Consider the following 22,924-nt stretch of genomic DNA (forward strand, 5'->3'; position numbering starts at 1 on the left):
GGCCTGTCTGCGGTGCTCAGATGCGAAGGGACCCATCTTGTCGGACTACACAGCCGTTGCCGGAAACACCAAGCGCACTAGCGGCTTCATGGCTGAGCTTGCCGCCGTGCTGACCCCGGGGCAAGTGGCCGTCGACGAGCCCACTCGCAGAATTTACTCTGTGGACCAAGGACCTGTCTTGGACTTGCAGTTGCCCTTGGCTGTGGTGTTTGCGGATTCCGTTGAAGACGTCCAGCACGTGGTGCGCAGCTGCGCCAAGCACGGGGTTCCGATTGTTGCCCGAGGCGCGGGAACCGGTGTTTCAGGTGGAGCACATGCTAGCCAGGGATGCGTCGTGTTGAGCCTGGAACGCATGAACCGCATTCTGCAGCTCAACGCGGACGACGAGACCGCCGTCGTCGAGCCTGGCGTGGTGAATGCCGATCTGAACGCTGCGGCGGCCGAACATGGGCTGATGTATGCGCCGGATCCGGCGAGCTACAAGATGTCCACCATCGGCGGCAATGTGGCCACGAACGCCGGCGGACTGCGTTGCGCCAAGTATGGGGTGACCAGGGATTCAGTGCTCGCGCTCGACGTCGTGCTGGCCGATGGATCGATCATCCACACCGGACATCAGACCTTCAAAGGCGTGGCAGGCTACGACCTCACGGCTCTGTTTGTGGGCTCCGAAGGAACGTTGGGGATTGTGGTGGGCGTGACGGTGCGCCTCCGCTACCTGCCCCGGGATGTACAAACCGTGGCGGGCTTCTACCCGGATTTCCGCGGTGCCGCCGCTGGCGTCCTGGCGGTTGGCAAGGCGCGCGTCCAGCCCGCCATCATGGAAATGCTCGACGCCGGAACACTCGCCCAACTCGACGACCTGTACGGCTCTGACCTAAGCGAACGTGGACAGGCCCTGCTGCTGATCCAGACAGACGGATTCGGCGCCGCCGCGGAGGCAGCGTTGGTGCGGGAGGTCCTGTCGGCCGGCGGCGCCACCGTGATGGCGGGAGCGAACGCCGAAGCCGAACGCCTCATCGACATGCGGCGATCAAGCCGAGGGGACGAAGCGGATAACGAATACCGGGTGGGCGAGGACGTCGCCGTACCAAGGTCGCGACTGGTGGACTACGTTGCTGCCCTGGAAGCCATGGCCGTCACCCACAATGTCCAGCTCAAGGTGGTGGCCCATGCTGGCGACGGCAACCTGCACCCCACGTTCTGGGTAGACCGGGTGGACATGGAGGTAGACGCGGACGCTATGTCTCGCCTCAACAAGGCGCTGGACGACTCCATTGATGCCGCGCTCGAGATGGGTGGAACCATCACTGGCGAACATGGGGTGGGGCAGTACAAGTTGCGGTGGCTCGGGCTTGAGCAGCCCGAGCCCATCCGCGAGTTGCAACACCGTATCAAGGCGCTTTTCGACCCTGCTGGAATCTTCAACCCAGGTAAAGCCATCTAGGTCACTGGTATCCCAAATTTGGAGGACGCGGGTCAACTGTCATCGCAGGCAACGGTCTGGCTCTGTTTTACTTTGATCCCGACTCTCATAGTCTTGTTTGGTATACCAGATAAGATTTTGAGGAGGCGTCAATGGGACAAGCGCGCCCGCCGCGCCGCGGTCCTTCCGTGAAGGGTGCAGGCCTCGCGACAGCCTGGATTCTTATTGCGCTGGCCCTTGTCTCTATCAACCTTCGTCCCGCCATCACCACCATTGCGGGCACCATGGAGCCGCTACAGCACGCGCTCGCCGGAAGCCTTGCCTGGGCGTCGGCGGTCTGGGCCGTTCCTGCCGTGCTAGGTGGCGCGTTGATCTACCGCGCTGGTGAATCGGTTGGGCGCCCTGACGGGACTGGCGGAGCAACCGGAGGCTCGGACGGGACTGGACGGGCGGCGTCGGGGGCTGGCTCACCAGAGATGTCACCGCAGACGACGACGGCGGGCGGCTCCGTAAGTGGGGCCCGCAAAGTGCAGCTGCGCAAGCAGCGGACGGCCTGGGCCGTGACTGCCTTCTTCGGGCTGCAGGCCATGCTGTATTTCGCCATAACTTCGTTGCTGGCAGTGTTCTTGGTGTCGAAGGGCCAGGCGGCGGCCGACGCAGCTACGCTCTTGGCTTGGTTCAGTGTCGCCGGGCTGCCTGCGAGCCTGCTGGCACCCGTGGGTTTGCAGCTCCTGATGGTCGGCCTGCTGGAGATCTTTCAGAGCGCGGGCTTCGGATTGGGAATGGCACTGGTGGTCATCCGATCCGCGGAACCACAGAGCGCCGGCAGCCGTCTGCTATGAGCCAGGGCCTTGGGTTCGCGTTGGCCTCCCTTGGGCCCTGACCGCGGAAGCGGTACTTCTCGCTGCAGCCGGATTCCTCGCCGTGCGGGGGCCCGCTCTGTCCGGGGTAGTCGCCGAAACCGAACGCCTCAGCGAGCCAGCCGCCGTCGGGCGCTAGTTTTCGCATATGGGCAGCATCCTCCGGCAGCCCAGCAAAGTGGCCGGCCCTCGGGGACCGGCCACTTTTTTGCAGGTGGCTTAGACGAGTTTGAGCTGGTCTGCCACGACCGTGCCGCGGTGGATCACCGTACGATCGGCGCCGCGGTCCATGACGGCGGAGGCGACCGATTCGCCGTCGAGCAGCAGGAGCTCGGCAGGATCGCCGACCTCGACGCCGGGGCGGCGTGCCGTGCCCTTCAGTCGGGTGGCAGAGGGGTCCAAGATGCTGGCGCCGCCAACCGTTACGATCGCGAGGCAGTGCTCAATGAGCTCGTCCTTGCGGAAGCCGTTGGTGAAGGCCAGCTGCCAGGTGCGGTCCAGCATGTCCGTGTTGCCGTAGGGGGACCAGTAATCACGCTGGCCATCCTCGCCCAAGCCCATGCGGACGCCCGCCTCGGCGAGCAGCGGGATGGGCAGCTGGCCGGAGACCGACGGCGCCACAGACGCCATGGAGATATCCAGCTCGGCGAACTCCTCAATGAGGCGGCGCGTAGTGGCCTCGGAGACGCTGCCCAGCTGGTAAGCGTGGGACATGGTGACTTTGCCTTGCATGCCAAGTGCGCGGGTGCGCTCGATCACCAGGTCCGTGCTGAAGACGCCTAGTTCGCCTGGCTCATGGAGATGGATGTCAATGGGGACCTGGTACTTTTCGGCCAGACCGAACACGATGTCCAGGTGCCTCGCCGGGTCGCGGTCCAGGCTGCATCACGGCGTCGAAGCGCTCAAGGCGGCAGTCGACATCGATCTGGGCATAGGAACGGACACGGGTGGTGCCGCGCGCGATCATCCGGCCGAGGGTGTTGTTGACTCGTTCCTGGAGCGGGACTTCGGCGTTGCGCCAGTTCTTGCGGTCGTTCATCATCATGGTCCACACGCCGGGGCCGCCGGTGTGTTCGCGGAACGGCAGCCCGATGCGGGTGGAGTCCAAATGCACGTGGACGTCCGAGAACGACGGCACCAGCAGACGGCCACGGCCTTCGACGACGGTTACGCCGCCAGCCGCGGCGGCGCGCGCCGGGTCATGCGGTTCGACGTCGGCGATCTTGCCGTCCATGATGAGGACGTCGCTCAGCGCTTGTCCCCAGGGTCGGACGGCGCGGATCAGGGTGTTCAATGTGTTGCTCCTCAGATGGTATGTATACCAAAAAAGCGTAGAGCACGTTTGGTGCGATGTAGATCACAAGCATTCTAGTATTTGGGATACCAAACAACCTATCCGGGTATTCGGTCAGGGACTCGTCCGGAGGAGAGCCGAAGAGCTGTTTCCGCCCGTGTATGCTCGGTTGGAGCGCGTGAGCAGCGACGTCCGCCCTGCTCCAAGGACAACTGCACTCCACGGACGAAGACAATGGGGAATGGAAGGGTGGCCAAAGCCTATGTCGGAAACCCTGAATGGTCGCGACGACGAGGCCCGCGCTGAACAGGTCTACCAGCTGGTTCTCGAGGGAATCGTAGCCGGGAAATACGAGCAGGGCGTACGGCTGCGCGAGAGGGAGCTTTCTGAGCTCTACAACGTTTCGCGAATCCCCGTGCGCGAAGCCATCCAACGCCTTGAGCAGGATGGCTTCGTGGAGACGTTCCCCCGCAGGGGTGCAGTAGTGCGCAAATTGACGCTCACCGACGTCAATGAACTCTTCGACGTCCGGTTGTGCCTGGAAACGTTTGCCGCCCGCATGGCGGCCGTCCGCGTCGCGGCGGGTGAGCCGGGCGGGCGCCTCCAAGAACTGCTGGACGACGCAAGGGAAGCGATCGACGACGCCCGGACTGACGACGTCGTGCGCCTTAGTGCGGCGTTTCACGCCGAAATCGTGCGACTCTCCGGCAACCGGCTACTCATCGAATCCGTCAAGCCGCTGTTTGGCCGCATGCGCTGGATCTTCGGGTTGGCCCACAACCGAAGCAACGAACTCCAGCGCGACGAGCACATGGAACTGTGCAACGCCATCCTTGGCGGCAAGCCGGACCTGGCCTACACCTTGGCGTATTCACACATCGAACTGGGACGCGAACCCGTGTTGGCGGGACTCGCGGAGACGCTGGAGCCCTAAACCCCCGCGCTAATCGTCCGAATCCGGGTATTCGTCCTGCTCGTACCGGGATTCCTCGGTTTCCGCTTCCAGGATCTTCAGTAACGCCGTGTCCGGATTGAGCATGATGGCTGCCTCGTCGCGCCGGTGGCGCAGCACGGTGTCCAAGTAGGACTGCACGGCTTCGGCCAAGGGGATGTGGCTGTCCTGCTTCTGGCTCATGTACCAGCGGTGCTCAAGGACTTCGTGGACTACTTCTGCCGGTTCCAGCTTGCCTGCGAGGTCGCGCGGGATGGACCGGACAATGGGCTCGAAGATCTGGCTGACCCAGGTGTGGGCGCTGATTTCCTCGTCCATGTCCGGATTGTTGTCCGCCCGGAATGAATCCATGTCATTGAGCAGCCGGCGGGCCTGGTTCTCCTGGGCGTCCAAGCCCGTGAGGCGGAGCAGCCGCCGCTGGTGGTGCCCAGCGTCGACGACCTTGGGTTGAAGCTGGATGGTGGAGCCGTCCGCGGTGGTCTTGATGACATATTCCTCGACGTCGAAGCCCAGTTCGTTGAGGCGGCGGATGCGCGCGCCCACGCGCCAACGCTCGCCGAGCTCAAACGATTCCTTTTCGGTGAGTTCGGCCCATAGCCGGCGGTACGAGTCCATGATGAGCTCCGACGTCGCTACCGGATCCACCTTCTCCTCGATCAGGCCGCCTTCGAGCAGGTCCATCAGTTCACCGGCAATGTTGACGCGGGCAATCTCGAGATCGTACTCGCGCTGGCCCACCGAAAGATCCGGGTACAGCTCCCCGGTTTCGGCGTCCACCAGGTACGCGGCGAACGCGCCGGCGTCCCGACGGAAGAGGGTATTGGACAAGGAAACGTCGCCCCAATAGAAACCGATCAGGTGCAGGCGCACCAGCAGCAGCGCTTGGGCGTCAATAAGCCTGGTGAGGGTGTCCCGGCGCAGCATCTGCGAGAAGAGCGCGCGGTACGGCATGGAGAACTTGAGGTGCCGGGTGACCAGCACGGGGTTGAGCGGCCTGCCGTCAACGGTGGTTCGGCCGGTTATGACGGCAACCGGCTCGACGCAGGGTACGTCCATCCGGGCCAGCTTGCGGAGCATGTGGTACTCGTGCCGGGCAACGTGCTCGGACGTTTCCTTGATGGCTATGACGGAACCGCCCAAGTGCGCGAAACGCACGATGTGGCGGGAAATACCGCGGGGCAGGGCAGCGAGGTTCTTGGTAGGCCAGTCCTCGAGCGCGATGTGCCACGGCAGGTCCAGGAGCTCGGGATCCGCCGCTGCAGCGGTGATATTGAGGGAGCCGATCACACCCGCCGGTGGCGCGACGTCATTGGCGCTCGCGGCCTCGGTGCGCGGGAGTTTGCCGATCTGCGCGTAGTCGGTGGGTTCGTCATGCCACTTGGCACCGCTTTGCTCGCTCATGGAGTCAATTCTTCCGTATGGAGGCTGCTGTTAACGACGACGGCGGCCCGTCCACTCGGAAGGGCCGCCGTGCGATTTACCTGGGCCCACGCCGGCAGGGTTCCCTGGCCGAAGCGGAGCGAGGTTAGGGTGCCGGTGGGGACTAGTCGCCCAGACGCAGGCCAGTCTTGGTGTCGAACAGGTGCACGTGGCCCGACTGCGGACGAACGAAGATGGACTCGCCCTTCATCGGGGGACGGCGGCCGTCGACGCGGGCCACGATGTCGTGGCTCTTGCCATCAAGCGTGGTGTGGCCGTAGACGTAGGCGTCGGCACCGAGCTCTTCGACAACGTCAACCTCAACTTCAAGGCCTTCGCCGGCACCAACGGTCTCAAGGTCTTCCGGACGGGAACCGAGCGTGACGGTCTTGCCGTGGGCCTCTTCGAGAACGTTGTGCGGAACCGGGTAAACCGTTCCACCGAACTGGACGCCGCCGTCGACGACCGGCAGTTCCAGCAGGTTCATGGCGGGGGAGCCGATGAAGCCGGCCACGAAGACGTTCTTCGGGCGGTCGTACAGGTTGCGCGGGGTGTCTACCTGCTGCAGCAGGCCGTCCTTGAGGACGGCAACCCGGTCACCCATGGTCATGGCCTCGACCTGGTCGTGGGTCACGTAGACCGTGGTGACGCCGAGGCGGCGGGTCAGGGAAGCGATCTGGGTGCGGGTCTGGACGCGGAGCTTGGCGTCCAGGTTGGAAAGCGGCTCATCCATGAGGAAGACCTGCGGGTTACGGACGATTGCGCGGCCCATGGCAACGCGCTGGCGCTGACCACCGGAGAGCGCCTTCGGCTTGCGGTCCAGGTAGAGCTCGAGGTCAAGAAGCTTGGCTGCTTCGCGGACGCGCTCGGCACGCTCTTCTTTGGAGACACCGGCGATCTTGAGTGCGAAGCCCATGTTGTCCGCAACGGTCATGTGCGGGTACAGGGCGTAGTTCTGGAAGACCATGGCGATGTCGCGGTCCTTCGGCGGGACGTCCGTGACGTCCCGGTCGCCGATCAGAATGCGGCCGGAGTTCACATCCTCAAGGCCTGCGAGCATGCGCAGCGAGGTGGACTTGCCGCAACCGGAGGGTCCAACGAGGACCAGGAATTCGCCATCGGCGATGTCGATGTTGAGCTTATCGACGGCGGGCTTATCTGTGCCCGGGTACAGACGCGTAGCGTTATCAAAAGTAACTGTAGCCACAGTTATCAATCCCTTCACCGGCAGGTACGTGCCGGACGATCCGTTGTGAATGGTTCATGTTTATTAAGTTGGACTCCCCGCCCTGGGCAGGAGCCCAGGCAGGGGAGTTCGAGTGACACCGCACGGTAGTTGTGCGTCACATCACAACGAAGAGTATGGCAGCAGCCCGCTGTATTCGCCCAAATGTTACGAACGTCACATGTGAGATGAGTCTCTCGAGACTTCGCGGCGCCGTTCGCGAAGGACCGCTTCCAAGAGTTCGGCGACGTGAACGGGGGCTTCGATGCGGAACTCGGCCTGGGTGAAATCCAGCCCGACTTTCACGCCGACATCCCCAGCGCCCAGCCTGGCAATCGCGTCTTCATCAGTGACATCGTCGCCCGCAAAAAGGATTCCGGTGGCGCCGGTCACCTGGCGCAGGAAATCGACGGCCTCGCCTTTGGAGGAATGCACCACCGAGGTCTCAAGGACCCGCTTGCCGTTCTTGAGGAAGACTCCTGGACGGCCTTCAAGGACCGTCCTGGCAGCGGAAACAGCGTCCTCCGCCACGTCGTCTGCTGCACGCCTCGTGTGGAGTACGACGCCGGCCGGTTTGTCTTCGAGGACTGTCCCCGGAGCTTCCTGCGAGATTCCGGCCAAGACCTCGCGGACTTCGGCGAGGAGTTCCCGTTGGGTGTCGTCAAGCTGGAGTTCCGCCGAACCGGGGCCCAGCCAGGCCTCCGCGCCGTGGCTGCCAATCAGCAGCGTGGCCTCGGGCGGCGAGGCGACCGCCCGCAAACTGGCCAATGCGCGCCCGGAGATGAGCGCCGTCGTCGTCCTCGGAAGTTTGGCGAGTTCAGCGAAAGCGGTGGCCGACCGCTGGAGCGGGCGCGCGGCGTCGGCGTGGTCCACGATCGGGGAGATGGTGCCGTCAAAGTCCATCGCCACCAAAAGGTGATCTGTTCCGGCGATCCGGCGGACGGCGTCGAGCAGTTCAGGGGACAAGCTCAGAGGGGGAGTGCCCGCTGTTTCACGTGTCATCGCGTACCACGGTTTCTGCTAGGGCCGAGAGGAATTCGGCGGACCAATGATCGACGTCGTGGTCGAGGATTTGTTTGCGCATGGACTTCATCCGACGGCGGGATTCATTCGGGGGCAGGTGCACGGCCCTCATGATGGTGTTCTTGAGCCCGTCGATGTCATGCGGATTCATGAGGAGTGCTTGCTTGAGTTGATCTGCGGCACCCGTGAATTCACTGAGGACCAAGGCTCCCGTGTTGTTTGTCCGGGCGGTGACATACTCCTTGGCCACGAGGTTCATGCCGTCCCGCAATGCCGTGACCAGCATGACGTCGGCGGCAAGGTACAGGGCCACCATCTCTTCGATCGGGTAGCTGTGGTGAAGGTAGCGTATGGCGGTGTTCTGCATGGTGTCGTAGCTGCCGTTGATATGGCCCACGGTGCCTTCGATTTCCTCGCGCAGGAGCCGGTACTGCCGCACGCGCTCGCGGCTGGGGCTCGCCACCTGGATCAGCGTGGCGTCTTCCACCGTGAGGCGGCCTTCCTTGAGGAGTTCCTCAAAGGCCTTCAAACGGTGCGGAATGCCCTTGGTGTAGTCCAGGCGGTCCACGCCCAGGAGGATGGTTTTGGGGTTGCCGAGGTCCTGGCGGATCTGCCGGGCGCGCTCGATGATCTCCGGGCGCTCGGCGAGTTCGCTGATCTGATCCACGGCGATGGAGATCGGGAACGCTTGCGCGCGGGCAATATGCGTAATCTGGCCCTCCGGTCCTTTGACGTGGATCTGCTGCTGCTTGACGCTGGCGCCGATGAAGCGGCGCGCCGAGCGCATGAAGTTCGCCGCGTCGCTGGGGCGCTGGAAGCCCACCAGGTCGGCGCCCAGCAGGCCTTCGATGATGGCCTGGCGCCACGGCAGCTGGGCGAAGATTTCCGGCGGTGGGAACGGGATGTGGTTGAAGAAACCGATCCGTAGGTCCGGGCGCGCCTGGCGGAGCATGCTCGGCACGAGCTGAAGTTGGTAGTCCTGTACCCACACGGTGGCTCCGCGGTCCGCGTGCCGGATGACGGCGTCGGCGAACCGGCGGTTGACCCGGCGGTAGCTATCCCACCATGCGCGGTGGAACTCCGGCGGGGCGATGACGTCGTGGTACAGCGGCCAGAGGGTGGCGTTGGAGAAGCCTTCGTAATAGAGCTCAACATCATCGGTACTGAGGTCCACGGGAACCAAGTCCATACCGCTGTGACTGAAAGGCTCAAGGGGTTCGTCCGGGGCGCCGTGCCAGCCCACCCACGCGCCGTCGGTCTTTGTCATCATCGGGGCGAGGGCCGTAACCAGGCCACCAGGGGAGCGGCGCCATCCCTCGGCCGCGTTATCCCCGCCATCGCTGGGGAAACGGTCCACCGGAAGGCGGTTGGAGACCACCATGAAATCGTACTTCGCCGACTTTTGCGCCGGTCTGCCCTCGGGTGCGACGTCGATTTTTTCGCTTGCCGGTACTTGCATTGCTGCCCCCTGGGGTTGCTTGTGACTCACATCCCACCCTACCGGCGGGAATCATCAAGGACACTTGCTCGTTCCTCAGACTGGAGTCCAAGGCCCCAGCTTGGCTGTCAGTCTTCTCCCGTAAACTGGCCCCGTTGCCAAAGCTAGACCCAACTAGACCAACGCCGTCGATCAATCACGAGGAACTGATGAGCCCCGCAAACGAACCACGCCTGTCCAAGGCAGAGCGCACCGCCCAGGCCCGCGAAAAGGCCCGCGAGATCCGCGAAGCTCAGCTGAAGAAGGACAAGCGCAACAAGTTGCTCATCGGGTGGGGCATTGTGGTTGCCGTCGTGGCGATCCTCGCAGTGGTTGCCCTGGTAGTCAGCCAGAACATTGCCAACAACGCTCCCATTGCCGATCAAGGCCCGACGCCTGCCAACTCCAACGTGCACGGCGGCGTCACCCTCCTGAAGGGCACCGACGTGACGAAGGCCGCGGCAGCCACGGTCGACCTGGCGTCCCTGCCGTCAGCCCCAGCCACCCCGCCCGCCACGGTGACCGCTCCCGGTGCCGAGGCCGAGGCTGGCAAGCCGGTCAAAGTAGTGGCCTACATCGACTTCATCTGCCCGGTCTGCAAGAACTTCGAAGCCACGTACAACCAGCAGCTGACCCAGCTGCGCAACGATGGCAAGATCAGCCTGGAGTACCGTCCGCTCGGCTTCCTGGACGCCAGCTCCAGCACCAACTACTCCTCCCGTGCCGCCAATGCCGCGGCTTGCGTTGTGAACTCTTCGCCGGACAAGTACTCGGCCTTCGTTGACCTGCTGTTCGCACGCCAGCCCGCTGAGGGTAGCGTGGGCCTTTCGGACAACGACCTCAAGAAGATGGCCACGGAAGCAGGCGCAGCAAACATTGACTCCTGCGTGGACAGCAAGACCTACCGGCCGTTCGTCAAGGTCGTTACAAAGGAGGCTGCGGTCATCGGAGTCACCGGTACGCCCACGGTCTTCGTCGAAGGCAAGCAATGGGACGGCAAGACGGACCTCATTGCCGACCTGAACACCGCTGCGGCCGCGAAGAAGTAGATCGGTCTGCGGGAATTTTGATGCCGGCCCGGGCGGTGCTCGCTGTCTTAGGACGGTGAGTACCGACCGGGCCGGCGTTTTGGTTTTTGTCCGGTTCGCCAGGCGCGGGCCTTGCTGCGGGGGTTGAGCGGCCGACGGCGGTGGGGGCCGGCGGGTGCGGGGCTTGCGGTGCGGGTCTGAGCGCCCGATGGCGGGTGGCGGCCGCCGGGCGCCGCCTTGGCCCCTGGCCGTCGCGGAATTTCCGTGGGCGGGAGGTCTTGGGCTACCCTTATCTAGCGCTCGTGCGCACCAGCTCCGGCTTGCCGGAGCATCAGTCCCGGTCCGCCGGGCGCCAGCTCCGGTCCGCCGGGGCACGCCTCCTTAGCTCAGTTGGCCAGAGCACCGCTCTTGTAAAGCGGGGGTCGTCGGTTCGAATCCGACAGGGGGCTCTTAGTTTGGCTTTGACCTGCGGGTTTGTTCCTGCGGGAAGAGCGAAAAGTGCTCATTCCAACCGTGACCCACCATAAACTCACTAGATTCAGCTTCGGTGTGAGCCCACTCTCGGCTATATGCCATGCCCGGGGGCTTTGGCGGATCGGGGTTGAACGCATTGAGTGCGCCGCGGGTGTTCAGGGCTTCTTTGTATTCCTCGACGTGGTGTTTCTGCGTCATCGAAACCTTGGAGTGGCCTGCTTGGTATGCCGTTGCTTCAACTCCCATCATCCGGGCGTTGATCGTGGCGTTTGCCTTGCGGAACGTCTTGAGCGTCACCCGGGGGTAACCGATGGCGCCAGCCGCCTTCCGACCGCGACGTTTTGCCGACGTTGTTCGCCTTGGAGCCTTCCTTGGAATTGAGGCCTGTTGCTCGAGCCCCCGGGCGGCCGACGTCGGAGCGTGCCCGGTTGAACTCTTCAGAGGCGTTCGGTTGGCAAGTTGTGGAAATTGTTGCAAATTCGTATGATACACACAGAATTGCATCCTGAATAGCAGCTTTGGCTAGGCTGAGGCTGGCCCCAGCCGATGCACCGGTGTACCGGCGAAGCCGGGCAGAAGCCAATGAGTAGAGGGCGCTGAAGGCGATGGTTAGTCCAATGAAGGAGCCCCCCGAGGTCAGGCGTCGAAGAATCCTTGAACTTGTGAGCGAAGGGGAATTCCTGAGGCCCGCCGACATTGCGTCCATGATGTCTGTCTCCGGAGAAACCGTGCGCAGGGACCTTATGGCCTTGGAGCGCTCCGGGGAGCTCAAACGCATCCATGGTGGGGCCATGCCTCCTGTCAAAGTGACAGATAGTGAACCCGACAGGGCCAACCGCTCCATGGAAAACCCGCGAGAGAAGGAAGAGATCGGGGCGGCGGCTGCTGCGCTGGTCGACGATGCCGACACGATCTTCCTTGATGTCGGAACCACCGTGGAAGCCGCGGCGAGGGCACTCTCCCCAACGTTTCACGGCATCGTCATCACCAATAGCCTGGTGGTGGGTTCCATCCTCAGCGACCGTCCAGAGGTCGAACTGTATGTGCTTGGTGGTCGTGTGCGCGCGGGGGAGATGACGACATACGGTCCCGACGCCCTTGCCCAGGTCCGAAGCTTTAATGCGAACTGGGCCTTCCTTGGCGCAGGAGGAGTGGATGTCCGGGCAGGCCTCACCGATTATTCATCCGAGGACGTGGCAATCAAGCAACTGATGATTGCCAAGTCCGCAAAGACCTACGTTCTGGCGGTCGGCGACAAGCTGGGACGCGTTGCTGTCCGCCATGTCTGTGACCTTGACGAAATTCGAGGGGTAGTTACCGATAGCAAGGCCAGTAGTGCCCGCATCAAGTCTCTGAAAGAGGCCGGTCTTGAAGTCTTCCAGGGTGGCAGTCCGGGGGAGTAGTCCGACTAGTTCCGACCAACACCGCAGCTACTTGTATCCGGCCGGTCCGGGCCCGCTCCGATTGCACAGTCAAGATACCCCGTACGAAAGTGCGGGGTATCTGTGTTTAGGCCGCCCAACGTTTAGATCGCCCAAGACCCTCCGCCTTGGAGGAACGTAAGCCTCCAAGGGCCCTGCACCTGCGCTCCTCGTTCGGGCTTTCGAGGAGGGCAGTCGTGGAAATATGTGGACATGTGTCGGCCGACTTTCGCCGCTGATGCGCATGAAATCAAGGAAAATCTTGGTGATTGTGACAATCGCAACAGATACCCCTTGACGCACCGGCCTCGCGGATCCATACTTTTCCTTATGAATCCTCATAAATCCACACAAAACGTGGATGCGATTCCAACGCACGTGGCTTCCAGCGCCTCGTAGGCCTCATCCGGCCGCTGTCATGTCGCCATGAACATGAGGCACCACGGAACAACCAATTCCAATGAACCAACACCCCGCGCCCGGCCTAACCCAGCAACGACGCTCCGACGGGCCCTCATCGAAGGACATTCGCTCCAAATGACACACAACCCCCCACCGGCAGGCAGTTTCGTGCCAGGCACGGACACCGACGTTGAAGAGTACGGCTACAAGCAGGAAATGAAGCGTGGCACGGGCAGATTTGCCTCTTTTGCCGTCGCTTTCGCGTTCGTTTCCATAGCCACAGGCATCTTCACCACCTATGGCGCAGTTCTCAACAGCTCCGGTCCTGCGGGCATTTGGACCTGGCCGATCGTCACGGTCGGGCAACTCATGGTCGCGCTCATTTTCGGCTCGTTGGCGGCCCGCATCCCGGTGACCGGCTACTCCTACCAGTGGATGTCGCGCCTGGCCAACCCGGTACTAGGTTGGATCATGGGCTGGATCTCCTTCACGTTCCTCGCAATCGTCGTGGTCGCGGTCGACTACACCATCGCATCAACGGTCCTGCCTGTTCTCCTCGGCTACGAGGGAACCCCTGCGAACGCATGGCTGATCACCAGCATTGTGCTGGCCTTGCAAGCACTGTTGGTTGCGTTTTCCACGCGCTGGACAGAGCGGGTGAACAACTTCGCCGTCTCCGCCGAACTCATCGGCATGATCCTGCTCGTCGTGCTGCTCATCGTCGTTGGCGCGGTCGCGAAGGAACTGAACGTGGACAATCTGTTCTCCACCGGGGCCCTCCCTGCGCAGGATTACTTCAGCGTCGGGTCCTTGCTCCACGTGGGGCCTTGGATGATGGGGACTTTGCTGGGCGCGTTCACGATCGTTGGATTCGAATCCGCCGCCAACCTCGCCGAAGAAACCAAGGAACCAGCCCGGGTGGTGCCCCGCGCCATGTGGCAAGCCGTGCTCGCTTCGGGCATCCTGGGCTTCCTCTTCCTCCTGGCCATCACCATGCTGGCCGGCGATCCCGCGACCCTGGCCGCGTCCGGAACTCCCGTTGCCGACGTCATCAACCGTGTTCTTGGCCCGGTCGTAGGCACCGCGCTGCTGGTGATGGTCGTCATCGCAATCTTTGCCTGCGGCATGGTGATCCTCATGACCGGAGTCCGGCTCGTGTGGGCAATGTCCCGCGACGACCGCTTCCCGGGCCACGCCGTGTGGCGCAAAGTGTCCCCGCGCTTCGGAACCCCCACCGCGGCAACCGGACTCATGTTCGTCCTTGGGGAACTGATCCTCGGCCTCTTCGCCTTCCAGACCGACGCGCTCTTCAGCCTCTTCGGTGCCGCTACCCTGCTGCCCGCAGTCATCTACGCGGCTACGGTCCTTCTGTATATCGTCAAGCGCAAGAGCCTTCCCCCGAGCAAGGGATTCACCTTGGGCAAGTTCGAGGTGCCAGTCATCATCATCGCAGCCGTGTGGCTGATCTTCATGCTCTCTGTTTTCAGGGATGCATCCTTCATCAACTCTTGGTTGTACGTTGCCATCATGGTGGCAATCGGCGCTGTCTACCTGGTCTTCCTGCTGATCCGACGCGGCGGTCCGTCCGGACTCGCCATGCCCGATCTGCACTCGATCGATGCCGAGTTGGACGCCGACGCCAAACATTCCGAAAGGGCGCAGGGCAAGTGACCACCGTTCTATCCATCGACCAGGGCACGTCCGGAACCAAAGCGGTCGTCGTGTCTGAAGACGGCAAAGTCCTGGGCCTGGCCGAACAAGCAGTCCGGCCGCACTACCTGACCGGCAGCGGCGTCGAACAGGACCCGCAGGAACTGCTCGACTCCGTCCTTCAAACCGGAAGGGCCGCCGTCGCCCAATCCTCTGCACTGATCGATATCGTCACCATCGCCAACCAAGGCGAAACCGTCCTGGCCTGGGACCCGGCGACCGGCAAGCCGCTCTCCAACATGATCGTCTGGCAGGACCGGCGCGCCGAAAGCATCTGCGCCGGCCTTGCAGACCATCGCGATGAATTCGCAAGCCGCACCGGACTCATCCTCGACCCGTACTTCTCCGCCCCCAAGCAGGCCTGGATCCGGAAATACGTCACCCGGGACGGTGTGGTCACCACCTCCGACAGCTGGCTCATCCACCATTTGACCGGGGAATTCGTCACGGATGTCAGCACGGCCAGTCGGTCCCTGGCGACCAGTCTGGACAGCAGGGAATGGGACCATGAGCTGCTGGATTTGTTCGAACTGGGCGACGAAAAGCTTCCCAGGATTCTGCCGTCCGACGCGATCGCAGGCTCGACGAGTGCCTTCGGCGGGTTGATGGCCGTCGGCGGTCTGATTGTGGATCAGCAGGCGGCGCTCCTGGCCGAGAATTGCCTCGAAGCCGGCGAAGCGAAGTGCACCTTCGGCACGGGCGCGTTCCTGCTGGCCAACACGGGAACATCGGCAACACGCTCGACGGCCGGACTCGCCGCATCGGTTGCCTGGACTGTCAAAGACAAGCCCACCTACTGCTTTGACGGACAGGTGTACACGGCGGCCTCCGCCGTCAGGTGGCTCCAAGGAATGGGCTTCATCAAGTCAGCTTCAGAGCTCGACGTCGTAGCCGCCGCAGACTCCGGCGGCGTGCTCAGCGTCCCTGCTTTCGCGGGCCTGGCCGCACCATGGTGGAGTCCGGAAGCCAAAGCCTCCCTCACGGGAATGACCCTGTCCACCGGGCCGGAACACATCGTGCTCGCAGTCCTGCAGGGTATCGCCGCGCAGGTCGCTGAGCTGGGCTTACTTGTCGCTTCAGACATCGGCCATCCACTCCAGCGGCTGCGGGCCGACGGCGGGCTGACGCAAAGCCGTGTTCTGATGCAGGCCGTCGCCGATCTCATGCAGATAGAGATCGACGTCTACCCCTCCCAGCACGCTACGCCCCTGGGCGCGGCAGCGCTGGCCAGAGTGGCCCTTGAACCATCCATCCCACTCCAGGACGCCGTCGTTCCCTGGAGCCCCAGCACTGTCTATGAACCGAAGTGGTCAGCAGACCAAGCAGCCGAGTTCCGCGCACGGTGGGCAACCGCCGTCGAGGCAACCCGGTGACGAAGGAGAACACCCGAATGAGCAACACCCAGAACAAAACCTACGATGTCGCCGTGATCGGTGCCGGCATTGTGGGTTCAGCCATCGCACGGAAGCTGGCCGGGTACCGGCTCAGCGTCGCGCTCCTCGACGCACGCGAAGACGTAGGGGACGGCACGAGCAAGGCCAACACGGCGATCCTGCACACAGGATTCGACGCCAAGCCCGGAACCCTTGAGTCGAAGATGGTGCACGAGGGGTACCACTTGCTTTCCGAGTACGCCAAGCAGACGGGAATTCCGGTCGAGCACACCGGTGCCATCCTTGTGGCGTGGGATGACGAGCAGCGCGACGCCCTGCCCGGCCTGAAGGTAAAGGCCGAGCAAAACGGATACCCCAAAACCGAAATCATCGACGCTGCGGAAATCTACCGGCTCCTGCCCCACCTGGGCAAGGGCGCCTTGGCCGGACTCTCCGTCCCGGACGAGTCCATCATCTGCACCTGGACTACCAACCTTGCCCTCGCCACTGAAGCTGTGCAGCGGGGGACGGAACTCCTGCTCCGACGTCGCGTTGCCAGCATCGAGAGGGTCGACGGCGTCACGCACCTTTACACAAGCATCGACCGGATCAGCGCCCGCTGGGTGATCAACGCCGCCGGGCTGGGCGGGGACACGATCGACCAGCTCTTCGGCTATGACCGGATTCACCTGACCCCCCGACGCGGTGAGCTGTTGGTGTACGACAAGCAGGCACGGCCCCTTGTGGACAAAATCGTTCTGCCGGTGCCAACGGCATTGGGCAAAGGCGTGCTGGTCAGCCCCACCATTTACGGCAACGTGATGCTGGGCCCCACCGCCGAAGACCTCACCGACCGCACCGACACGGGAACGTCCGAGAGCGGATTCGCCTTCCTGAGGGGCAAGGGCGAGAAGATCATGCCCAAACTCCTGGAAGAAGAGGTAACGGCCACTTATGCCGGGCTACGCGCAGCCAGCGATTACCCCGACTACCTCGTCGAGGTCGACACGGAGCAGCAATACGTGATCGCCGGCGGCATCCGCTCCACCGGCCTGACCTCCGGCATCGCCGTTGCCGAGTACGTCGACGAACTCCTCAGGGCATCGGGCGCCATCCAGCTCGTCGAGCGCGGCGACCTGCCCGAACCACCACACATGCCCAACATCGGCGAAGCTTTCGTCCGCCCTTACCAAGACGCAGCGAGGATCGCGGAAGATCCTGCTTACGGGAAGATCGTGTGCTTCTGCGAACGTGTCACTGCCGGGGAAATCCGCGACACCTTCAGTTCCCCCATACCGCCGTGCACACTGGACGGGCTGCGCCGCCGGACCCGCGCCCAAAACGGTCGATGCCAGGGATTCTTCTGTGGCGCGGAAGTAAGCGAGCTGCTCGAATCCCGCGGCAAGAGCGCCAACGCCCCAGTTAATCCGAAGGCAAAAGTTGCCAGCGTGGAGGTCCCCAAGTGAGCACCAACGGCACGGTCCTGACCCCGACCGTCCTGATCATCGGCGCCGGACCGTCCGGCCTGCGCGCCGCAGCCGAATTGGCTCCGCGCGTGAGCGGCGAAGTCCTCGTCCTTGAACGGGAAAGTGCCGCCGGCGGCATCCCGCGGCACAGCGACCATCCCGGCTACGGAATCCGTGACATGGGCAAGTTCATCGACGGCCCCAAATACGCCCGTATTCTGCGCGAGCAGGCCACCGCTGCCGGCGCGAGGATCCTCACCAACGCCATGGTCACCGACTGGGCCGGAGAGCGCTCCGTCAACGTCACCATGCCCGACGGGCGGGTGCGCGTCGATGCGGAGGTAGTCATTCTCGCCACCGGAGCCAGGGAACGGCCCCGTCCTGCCCGGCTGATCCCTGGCGATCGTGGCAAAGGTGTTTACACCACCGGGCACCTGCAGAACATCATCCACCTCAAGCACGGAAAGGTCGGCAAACGGGCTGTAGTCGTCGGTGCCGAGTTGGTCAGTTGGTCGGCTGCGATGACTTTGAAGCACGTCAAGTGCAAGACGGTACTGATGACCACCGAATACCCGAAGGCAGATGCCTACCGGCTATTCAGCGGACCCGGAAGGCTGTTCTTCGGCACGAAGGTGGCCACGCGCACAAGGGTCACACGGATCATCGGGAAGCCGAACGTTCAGGGTGTGGAGATCGAGATCATTGACACCGGTCAACGACGGATCGTCGACTGCGACACAGTCATCCTCACCGGCGACTGGATCCCGGACAACGAACTCGCCCGTGCGGCCGACGTCGACATTGACCCGGTCAGCAAATCGCCGATGGTGGATGCCGCCCTGCGGACCAACAAGGCCGGCATTTTCGCCATCGGCAACATGCTGCATCCCGTGGATACCGCCGATGTGGCGGCTCTCGACGGCGCTGCCGTAGCCGAGCATGTTGTCAGCTACCTCCGGGGCGATCGGCCGGCGGGAGCACCGCTCAGCCTGACGGCCGATGCCCCGTTCAGGTGGGTAGCACCGGCCCTGTTGCGCCAACACGACCCCGCGCCGCCCCGCCGTCGGCTTCTGCTCTGGAGCGACACCTACGTCCCGTTCCCCGAAGTAGTCCTGCGCCAAAACGGCACGGTCATTGCCCGGAAGCGGCTTTGGTGGCCCGCCGCGCCCGGCCGGGTTTTCCGTGTCCCGTCCAGCATGCTCAGCCAGATCAACTGGAACGACGGCGCCGTCACTATCGGCCTCGCCAACTAGTCACCGCACCCGCCGGCTGCGCCCCTGTTGGGGGCGCGGCCCGACCATGCCCTGCACCAACCGGGCAAAACCTACAATCAGGAGAACCCATGAATCAGCGCCAGAACATCTCATCCGGATCCGCCCGCGAGCCGATCCTCGGCTACTCCCGCGCGGTCCGCGTCGGAAACCAGATCGTCGTAGCAGGAACTACCGCCGGCTCCAGCAACGGCGCAGTCGGCGGAAACGATGCCGCCGCCCAGGCCCGCGAAATCTTCAACCGCATCGAGACCGCCCTCATCCAGGCAGGCGGATCATTCTCGGACGTCATACGCACCAGGGTCTACCTCACCAACATTGCAGACTTCGACGCCGTCGGCGCCGTCCACGGTGAAATCTTCGGCGACATCCGTCCCGTGACCGCCGTCGTCGAAGTCGGCGCCCTGGCAGCCCACGACCTCCTGGTCGAAGTCGAAGCCGACGCCATCCTGCAATAGACGAATCAGTGACGGAAGAGTGATGGCTGAAATCACCCTCTTCGACCTTGACGGCGTGCTGACCAGGGGAGACTGCGTCGTCCAGAAGGAGCCGTCCGAAGCGGAATAGTTGATGCAGTCATGCCAGACGGCTCGGGGCTCTGGCTCGCGGCGGACGGCGCCAATCTCCGCACTTACATACACAATGACGGGGGTCTCGGTTTTCTCACGTAGCCGCGCCCATGGCGGCCTTGATTGCGGTGGTCTGTCAGCTGGCGACCGTGCAGCCAACGAGGCGCAGGCAGGTAACTAGGTGGATGAGGCAGTCCAGGGTGGATCGAGAAGAGCACACCCCGGCCAGCGCCAAAACGGGGCCGGTGGCAACGGAACCGCGGCCGGCAACATGTTTCAAAGGATTGATCGCCGATCAGCTCACATCTGATCGGGCGCTTTTGTATTTGAAGCAGCCGTGTCCGTTGAGGATGTGTGTGGGCAGTGCCGGCGGTCGCTCGTCTCGCTCTCAATCAACATGGAATCTTATTGGGGATGTTTAATGCGGTGGTGAGTTACGCGATGATTGTCACGCCGCCGCTCTTTTCGAGTGCTTCACGGATGGTGGCTGGCGGTTCGGAGTCGGTGATTAGCCCGGTGAGTTCCTGGAGATGGACTTCAGCAAATACCGCGCCATGCAGGAGCATGATTAACGGTTCCACGATCTGATCTTCCAGATCGCCGGAAACGAGTCAGCGCATGACGCTTTCACCCGCGCCCATGTACACCTGAGGACTTTCCGTATTCTTTACGCATCGCAATTGGGCTTGGCAGGCCTCCACGAGCATGCGGCCGTAGCAGAACCCATCGCCAACAGAGACCCCCAAGCGAGCCATGCAGCGATGACCGATCACCTGGAACGTTCCCTCGAACGACTCCGCCCCTTCGTGCAGGGCTAAGTTCCCCGAAGGCGGCCAAGCCCGGGGCTTGATGCCGGACTTTGCCTGACCGAGCCGGGTGCTGTCACTTCCGCGCGGCTGCGTCCGCCCGCTCACGCCGTGCACTCCGATAGGCGCGCGGCGCGACTCCAGTCTCGTTGAGGAAATGCCGGTTGAAATTGGACAGGTTGGAGAAGCCTACTTCGTAGCAGATGTCGGAGATCGCTTTGTCGCTGTTTTCCAGGAGGCGCCGTGCGTGGGCCAGCCGAAGTTTGCGTACGAGGTCGCTGAAGTTCTGGCCGGTGGCGCGTTTGAAGTATTTGGAGAATGTCGGTTCGGGCATTCCCACCAGCGCGGCCGCCTCGGACATCTTCACATTGCCGGCGTGATTACTGAAGACGTACTCGAGGACGATGTCCACGACGGCGGCGGCCTGGCCGTCCAGTTGGGGTCTGAACCATTCCTCGGCGAGGTAGCGGCGTTCCTCCCGGGGCGCACGGGCAAGGACCGTGAATACTTCGAAGAGGTGGTGGAGTCGCTCCAATCCGGTGGAGGTGCCCATCGCCTCGATCGCTTCGGCGGCCTTCCGGGCTGACGTTCCCAGGAATTCGATTCCCCGCGCGGATTGTTCCAACAGGGGGTTCACCTCGGCCATTTCCGGAATCGTGGCTGCTGCTTGCTGGACCCATTTTCCATCGAACTGGATCACCGCGTCCCGCCGCTCCAGCACTTCCCCAGGCTCAAGGTCGCTGACCCAGTCATGCGGCAGGCCGGACCCCACCAGGGACACCTGGCCGGCCTCGAAGGTGCCGATGTGGTCCCCGACGATGAATTTGCCGGTGCCTTTCCGAATCAGGTGGATCTCGTATTCGGGGTGGTAGTTCCAGCGGGCCACGGGGCTGGGGTAGTCGTGCTCGTGCCATCGGACCGAGTGGTTCGGGTCGGCCGGGATGACCTCACGGTTGGCCCGCATGCCGAGGAGCCGTTCTGCAAGCCTCGCTGCTGCGTCATCGACCGGTTCCACCGCGCTCATAGCGTTTCTCCATGCGTTCGACTTTATGAAATCTGGACAGCATCCCTAGACCTCTTCCCCTACATTAGCGCCTACCTGGCAAGCGGAGGAGAAAATTAGTATCAGAAACTGGCAACGGAGGCGCTAGTTGTGCCCTATCCCACACGCCTAATCTTGAGGAACCAAGCGCGGCAGATCGGATTCCCGATCTTAGGCCACGCTCCAGTCCGGTACATCGACACAGCAGTCGAGGTGCAGAGACTGCCTACCCCCTTGAAGAACAAAGGAGTCCTCAATGCGCCCGAAAATACGCGCTGCCTCACTGGCTGCCGGCGCCCTGTGCATCGCACTTGCTGCCTCGGCCTGTTCCGGCGCCGGTGGCGGCACGGCGGCAGGAGACCAAAACAGCATCAACGTCCTGATGGTGAACAACCCGCAAATGGAGGACCTGCAGAAGCTCACGGCGGATAACTTCACCAAGGAAACGGGCATCAAGGTCAACTACACGGTCCTCCCGGAGAACGACGTCCGGGCGAAGATCAGCCAGGAATTTTCCAGCCAAGCAGGGCAGTACGACGTTGCGTCCCTGTCAAACTACGAAATCCCGTTCTACTCCGCGAACGGCTGGCTCGCGCCGCTGGATGGCGTAGCGAAGGATGCATCGTTCAACCAGACGGATATCCTTCCGGCCTACACGGCGTCGCTTACCGGCAAGGACGGCAAGCTGTACGGCGAGCCGTTCTACGGTGAGTCTTCCTTCCTGATGTACCGGAAGGACATTTTCGCGGCCAAGGGCCTGACCATGCCGGAGAAGCCCACCTGGGACCAGGTGGCCGATCTTGCGGCCAAGGTTGATGGCGCGGCTCCGGGGATGAAGGGCATCTGCCTGCGCGGCCAGCCTGGTTGGGGCCAGGTCTTCGCGCCGTTGACCACCGTGGTGAACACCTTCGGTGGGACGTGGTTCGACAAGGACTGGAACGCGAAGGTCAACGCCCCCGAGTTCACCGCGGCCACGAAATTCTACGTGGACCTGGTGCGCGCACACGGTGAAGCCGGAGCCGCCCAGGCCGGATTCACCGAATGCCTGAACAACATGAGCCAAAGCAAAACAGCCATGTGGTACGACGCCACCTCAGCGGCCGGTGCCTTGGAAGCTGACGGATCCCCGGTGAAGGGCGACATCGGCTACGTTCAGGCCCCCGTGAAGGAAACCAAATCCTCGGGCTGGCTGTGGACCTGGTCCTGGGGTGTCCAGGCAGCGTCGAAGAAGCAGGACGCGTCAGGCAAGTTCATTGCCTGGGCGAGCTCGAAAAAGTACGAAGAACTGGTGGCCGCCAAGCTGGGCTGGGCCAAGGTTCCGTCCGGCAAACGCATCTCAACGTATGAGAATGCCGACTTTCAGAAGGCCGCGCCGTTCTTCCAGGCTGAACGGACGGCCATCGAAAACGCCGATCCGAAGAACCCTGGCATTCAACCGCGCCCGGTGGTGGGCATCCAGTTCGTCGGCATCCCCGAGTTCGCCGACCTGGGAACCACTGTCTCCCAAGGGGTCAGTTCCGCCGTCGCGGGCCAGGGTTCCGTTGCCGATGCACTGGCTAAGGGCCAGGACGCCGCACAAAAAATCGGCGACAAGTACAAGAAGTAACAGGCACAAGAAGTAGCAAAACCTACCAACCGGTTCCGGGGCCAGCCGCCAAGTGCTGGCCCCGGAACCGCAGGAGACCC

At 63.1% G+C, this 22,924-nt stretch carries 19 protein-coding genes, 1 tRNA gene and 1 pseudogene; 13 read left to right on the forward strand and 8 right to left on the reverse strand.

The features are described 5' to 3' along the window. Positions 1-88: 88 nt before the first annotated feature. Together LFT43_RS03015 and LFT43_RS03020 are read left to right on the forward strand one after the other, a co-directional pair. The gene (locus tag LFT43_RS03015; protein WP_395802871.1) at positions 89-1,447 is read left to right on the forward strand and encodes an FAD-binding oxidoreductase; all 1,359 of its coding nucleotides are present in this window, start codon (positions 89-91) and stop codon (positions 1,445-1,447) included. Between the two features lie 131 nt (positions 1,448-1,578). Beyond that, positions 1,579-2,268 carry a hypothetical protein gene (locus tag LFT43_RS03020; protein ID WP_395801077.1) on the forward strand — a complete coding sequence of 230 codons (690 nt, stop codon included), beginning with the start codon at positions 1,579-1,581 and terminating at the stop codon, positions 2,266-2,268. A 237-nt stretch (positions 2,269-2,505) separates the two neighbouring features. Here LFT43_RS03020 and LFT43_RS03025 read toward each other — a convergent pair. After that, positions 2,506-3,580, reverse strand: a pseudogene (locus tag LFT43_RS03025) (amidohydrolase family protein). A gap of 262 nt (positions 3,581-3,842) precedes the next feature. On the opposite strand from LFT43_RS03025, the gene LFT43_RS03030 reads away from it, so the two are divergent. Next, on the forward strand, positions 3,843-4,514 hold the full coding sequence (locus LFT43_RS03030; protein WP_395801078.1) for a GntR family transcriptional regulator: 672 nt from the start codon (positions 3,843-3,845) through the stop codon (positions 4,512-4,514). A gap of 9 nt (positions 4,515-4,523) precedes the next feature. Here LFT43_RS03030 and LFT43_RS03035 read toward each other — a convergent pair whose 3' ends face one another. The 4 genes from LFT43_RS03035 to LFT43_RS03050 all read right to left on the reverse strand — a co-directional run bounded on the left by LFT43_RS03035 (position 4,524) and on the right by LFT43_RS03050 (position 9,658). Then, entirely contained in the window at positions 4,524-5,933 is a 1,410-nt protein-coding gene (locus LFT43_RS03035) for a DUF4032 domain-containing protein (protein ID WP_395801079.1), read from the reverse strand. Between the two features lie 142 nt (positions 5,934-6,075). Further along, entirely contained in the window at positions 6,076-7,158 is a 1,083-nt protein-coding gene (locus LFT43_RS03040) for an ABC transporter ATP-binding protein (protein WP_265981366.1), read from the reverse strand. A 195-nt stretch (positions 7,159-7,353) separates the two neighbouring features. Further along, positions 7,354-8,178, reverse strand: coding sequence for a trehalose-phosphatase (otsB, locus tag LFT43_RS03045; protein ID WP_395801080.1), 825 nt, complete (start codon positions 8,176-8,178; stop codon positions 7,354-7,356). Next, entirely contained in the window at positions 8,168-9,658 is a 1,491-nt protein-coding gene (locus LFT43_RS03050) for a trehalose-6-phosphate synthase (protein WP_395801081.1), read from the reverse strand. The genes otsB and LFT43_RS03050 overlap by 11 nt, the downstream gene beginning before the upstream one ends. Before the next feature lie 188 nt (positions 9,659-9,846). On the opposite strand from LFT43_RS03050, the gene LFT43_RS03055 reads away from it, so the two are divergent. After that, on the forward strand, positions 9,847-10,725 hold the full coding sequence (locus LFT43_RS03055) for a DsbA family protein (protein WP_395801082.1): 879 nt from the start codon (positions 9,847-9,849) through the stop codon (positions 10,723-10,725). Positions 10,726-11,079: 354 nt separating this feature from the next. Further along, positions 11,080-11,153: transfer RNA gene (locus LFT43_RS03060), tRNA-Thr, on the forward strand. 1 nt (position 11,154) lies between these two features. Here the strand turns inward: LFT43_RS03060 and LFT43_RS03065 are convergent. Next, positions 11,155-11,475: a hypothetical protein gene (locus tag LFT43_RS03065; protein WP_395801083.1), complete on the reverse strand. Its 321-nt coding sequence runs from the start codon at positions 11,473-11,475 to the stop codon at positions 11,155-11,157. 320 nt (positions 11,476-11,795) lie between these two features. On the opposite strand from LFT43_RS03065, the gene LFT43_RS03070 reads away from it, so the two are divergent. From LFT43_RS03070 to LFT43_RS03095, 6 genes are all read left to right on the forward strand, one after another. Beyond that, the gene (locus tag LFT43_RS03070) at positions 11,796-12,581 is read left to right on the forward strand and encodes a DeoR/GlpR family DNA-binding transcription regulator (RefSeq protein ID WP_395801084.1); all 786 of its coding nucleotides are present in this window, start codon (positions 11,796-11,798) and stop codon (positions 12,579-12,581) included. A gap of 555 nt (positions 12,582-13,136) precedes the next feature. After that, on the forward strand, positions 13,137-14,672 hold the full coding sequence (locus LFT43_RS03075) for an amino acid permease (RefSeq protein ID WP_395801085.1): 1,536 nt from the start codon (positions 13,137-13,139) through the stop codon (positions 14,670-14,672). Further along, entirely contained in the window at positions 14,669-16,084 is a 1,416-nt protein-coding gene (locus LFT43_RS03080; protein WP_395801086.1) for an FGGY family carbohydrate kinase, read from the forward strand. Before LFT43_RS03075 ends, LFT43_RS03080 begins: the two co-directional genes overlap by 4 nt. Before the next feature lie 17 nt (positions 16,085-16,101). Further along, a complete protein-coding gene (locus LFT43_RS03085) occupies positions 16,102-17,550 on the forward strand; it encodes an NAD(P)/FAD-dependent oxidoreductase (RefSeq protein ID WP_395801087.1) in 1,449 nt (482 codons plus the stop codon). Beyond that, entirely contained in the window at positions 17,547-18,803 is a 1,257-nt protein-coding gene (locus LFT43_RS03090) for an NAD(P)/FAD-dependent oxidoreductase (protein WP_395801088.1), read from the forward strand. The genes LFT43_RS03085 and LFT43_RS03090 overlap by 4 nt, the downstream gene beginning before the upstream one ends. Before the next feature lie 89 nt (positions 18,804-18,892). Continuing rightward, complete coding sequence (locus tag LFT43_RS03095; RefSeq protein ID WP_395801089.1) at positions 18,893-19,279, forward strand: RidA family protein; 387 nt, start codon at positions 18,893-18,895, stop codon at positions 19,277-19,279. A 545-nt stretch (positions 19,280-19,824) separates the two neighbouring features. On the opposite strand, the gene LFT43_RS03100 is transcribed toward LFT43_RS03095, so the two are convergent. Next, a complete protein-coding gene (locus tag LFT43_RS03100) occupies positions 19,825-19,971 on the reverse strand; it encodes a hypothetical protein (protein ID WP_395801090.1) in 147 nt (48 codons plus the stop codon). 15 nt (positions 19,972-19,986) lie between these two features. Here LFT43_RS03100 and LFT43_RS03105 point away from each other — a divergent pair, with 15 nt between their 5' ends. Further along, positions 19,987-20,208, forward strand: coding sequence for an FCD domain-containing protein (locus tag LFT43_RS03105; RefSeq protein WP_395802873.1), 222 nt, complete (start codon positions 19,987-19,989; stop codon positions 20,206-20,208). A gap of 64 nt (positions 20,209-20,272) precedes the next feature. On the opposite strand, the gene LFT43_RS03110 is transcribed toward LFT43_RS03105, so the two are convergent. Continuing rightward, positions 20,273-21,220: an AraC family transcriptional regulator gene (locus tag LFT43_RS03110; protein ID WP_395801091.1), complete on the reverse strand. Its 948-nt coding sequence runs from the start codon at positions 21,218-21,220 to the stop codon at positions 20,273-20,275. A gap of 274 nt (positions 21,221-21,494) precedes the next feature. Here LFT43_RS03110 and LFT43_RS03115 point away from each other — a divergent pair, with 274 nt between their 5' ends. Further along, positions 21,495-22,844 carry an extracellular solute-binding protein gene (locus LFT43_RS03115; protein WP_395801092.1) on the forward strand — a complete coding sequence of 450 codons (1,350 nt, stop codon included), beginning with the start codon at positions 21,495-21,497 and terminating at the stop codon, positions 22,842-22,844. Positions 22,845-22,924: the final 80 nt, after the last annotated feature.

The organism is Arthrobacter sp. FW306-04-A, from assembly GCF_044358315.1.
In the GTDB taxonomy this organism is placed as follows: Bacteria; Actinomycetota; Actinomycetes; order Actinomycetales; family Micrococcaceae; genus Arthrobacter.

Bases quoted from the DNA above. Each gene is read 5' to 3' on its own strand.
- LFT43_RS03015 (WP_395802871.1), top strand. From the start codon at position 89: ATGGCTGAGCTTGCCGCCGTGCTGACCCCGGGGCAAGTGGCCGTCGAC.
- LFT43_RS03020 (WP_395801077.1), top strand. From the start codon at position 1,579: ATGGGACAAGCGCGCCCGCCGCGCCGCGGTCCTTCCGTGAAGGGTGCA.
- LFT43_RS03030 (WP_395801078.1), top strand. From the start codon at position 3,843: ATGTCGGAAACCCTGAATGGTCGCGACGACGAGGCCCGCGCTGAACAG.
- LFT43_RS03035 (WP_395801079.1), bottom strand. From the start codon at position 5,933: ATGAGCGAGCAAAGCGGTGCCAAGTGGCATGACGAACCCACCGACTAC.
- otsB (WP_395801080.1), bottom strand. From the start codon at position 8,178: ATGACACGTGAAACAGCGGGCACTCCCCCTCTGAGCTTGTCCCCTGAA.
- LFT43_RS03050 (WP_395801081.1), bottom strand. From the start codon at position 9,658: ATGCAAGTACCGGCAAGCGAAAAAATCGACGTCGCACCCGAGGGCAGA.
- LFT43_RS03055 (WP_395801082.1), top strand. From the start codon at position 9,847: ATGAGCCCCGCAAACGAACCACGCCTGTCCAAGGCAGAGCGCACCGCC.
- LFT43_RS03070 (WP_395801084.1), top strand. From the start codon at position 11,796: ATGAAGGAGCCCCCCGAGGTCAGGCGTCGAAGAATCCTTGAACTTGTG.
- LFT43_RS03075 (WP_395801085.1), top strand. From the start codon at position 13,137: ATGACACACAACCCCCCACCGGCAGGCAGTTTCGTGCCAGGCACGGAC.
- LFT43_RS03085 (WP_395801087.1), top strand. From the start codon at position 16,102: ATGAGCAACACCCAGAACAAAACCTACGATGTCGCCGTGATCGGTGCC.
- LFT43_RS03095 (WP_395801089.1), top strand. From the start codon at position 18,893: ATGAATCAGCGCCAGAACATCTCATCCGGATCCGCCCGCGAGCCGATC.
- LFT43_RS03110 (WP_395801091.1), bottom strand. From the start codon at position 21,220: ATGAGCGCGGTGGAACCGGTCGATGACGCAGCAGCGAGGCTTGCAGAA.
- LFT43_RS03115 (WP_395801092.1), top strand. From the start codon at position 21,495: ATGCGCCCGAAAATACGCGCTGCCTCACTGGCTGCCGGCGCCCTGTGC.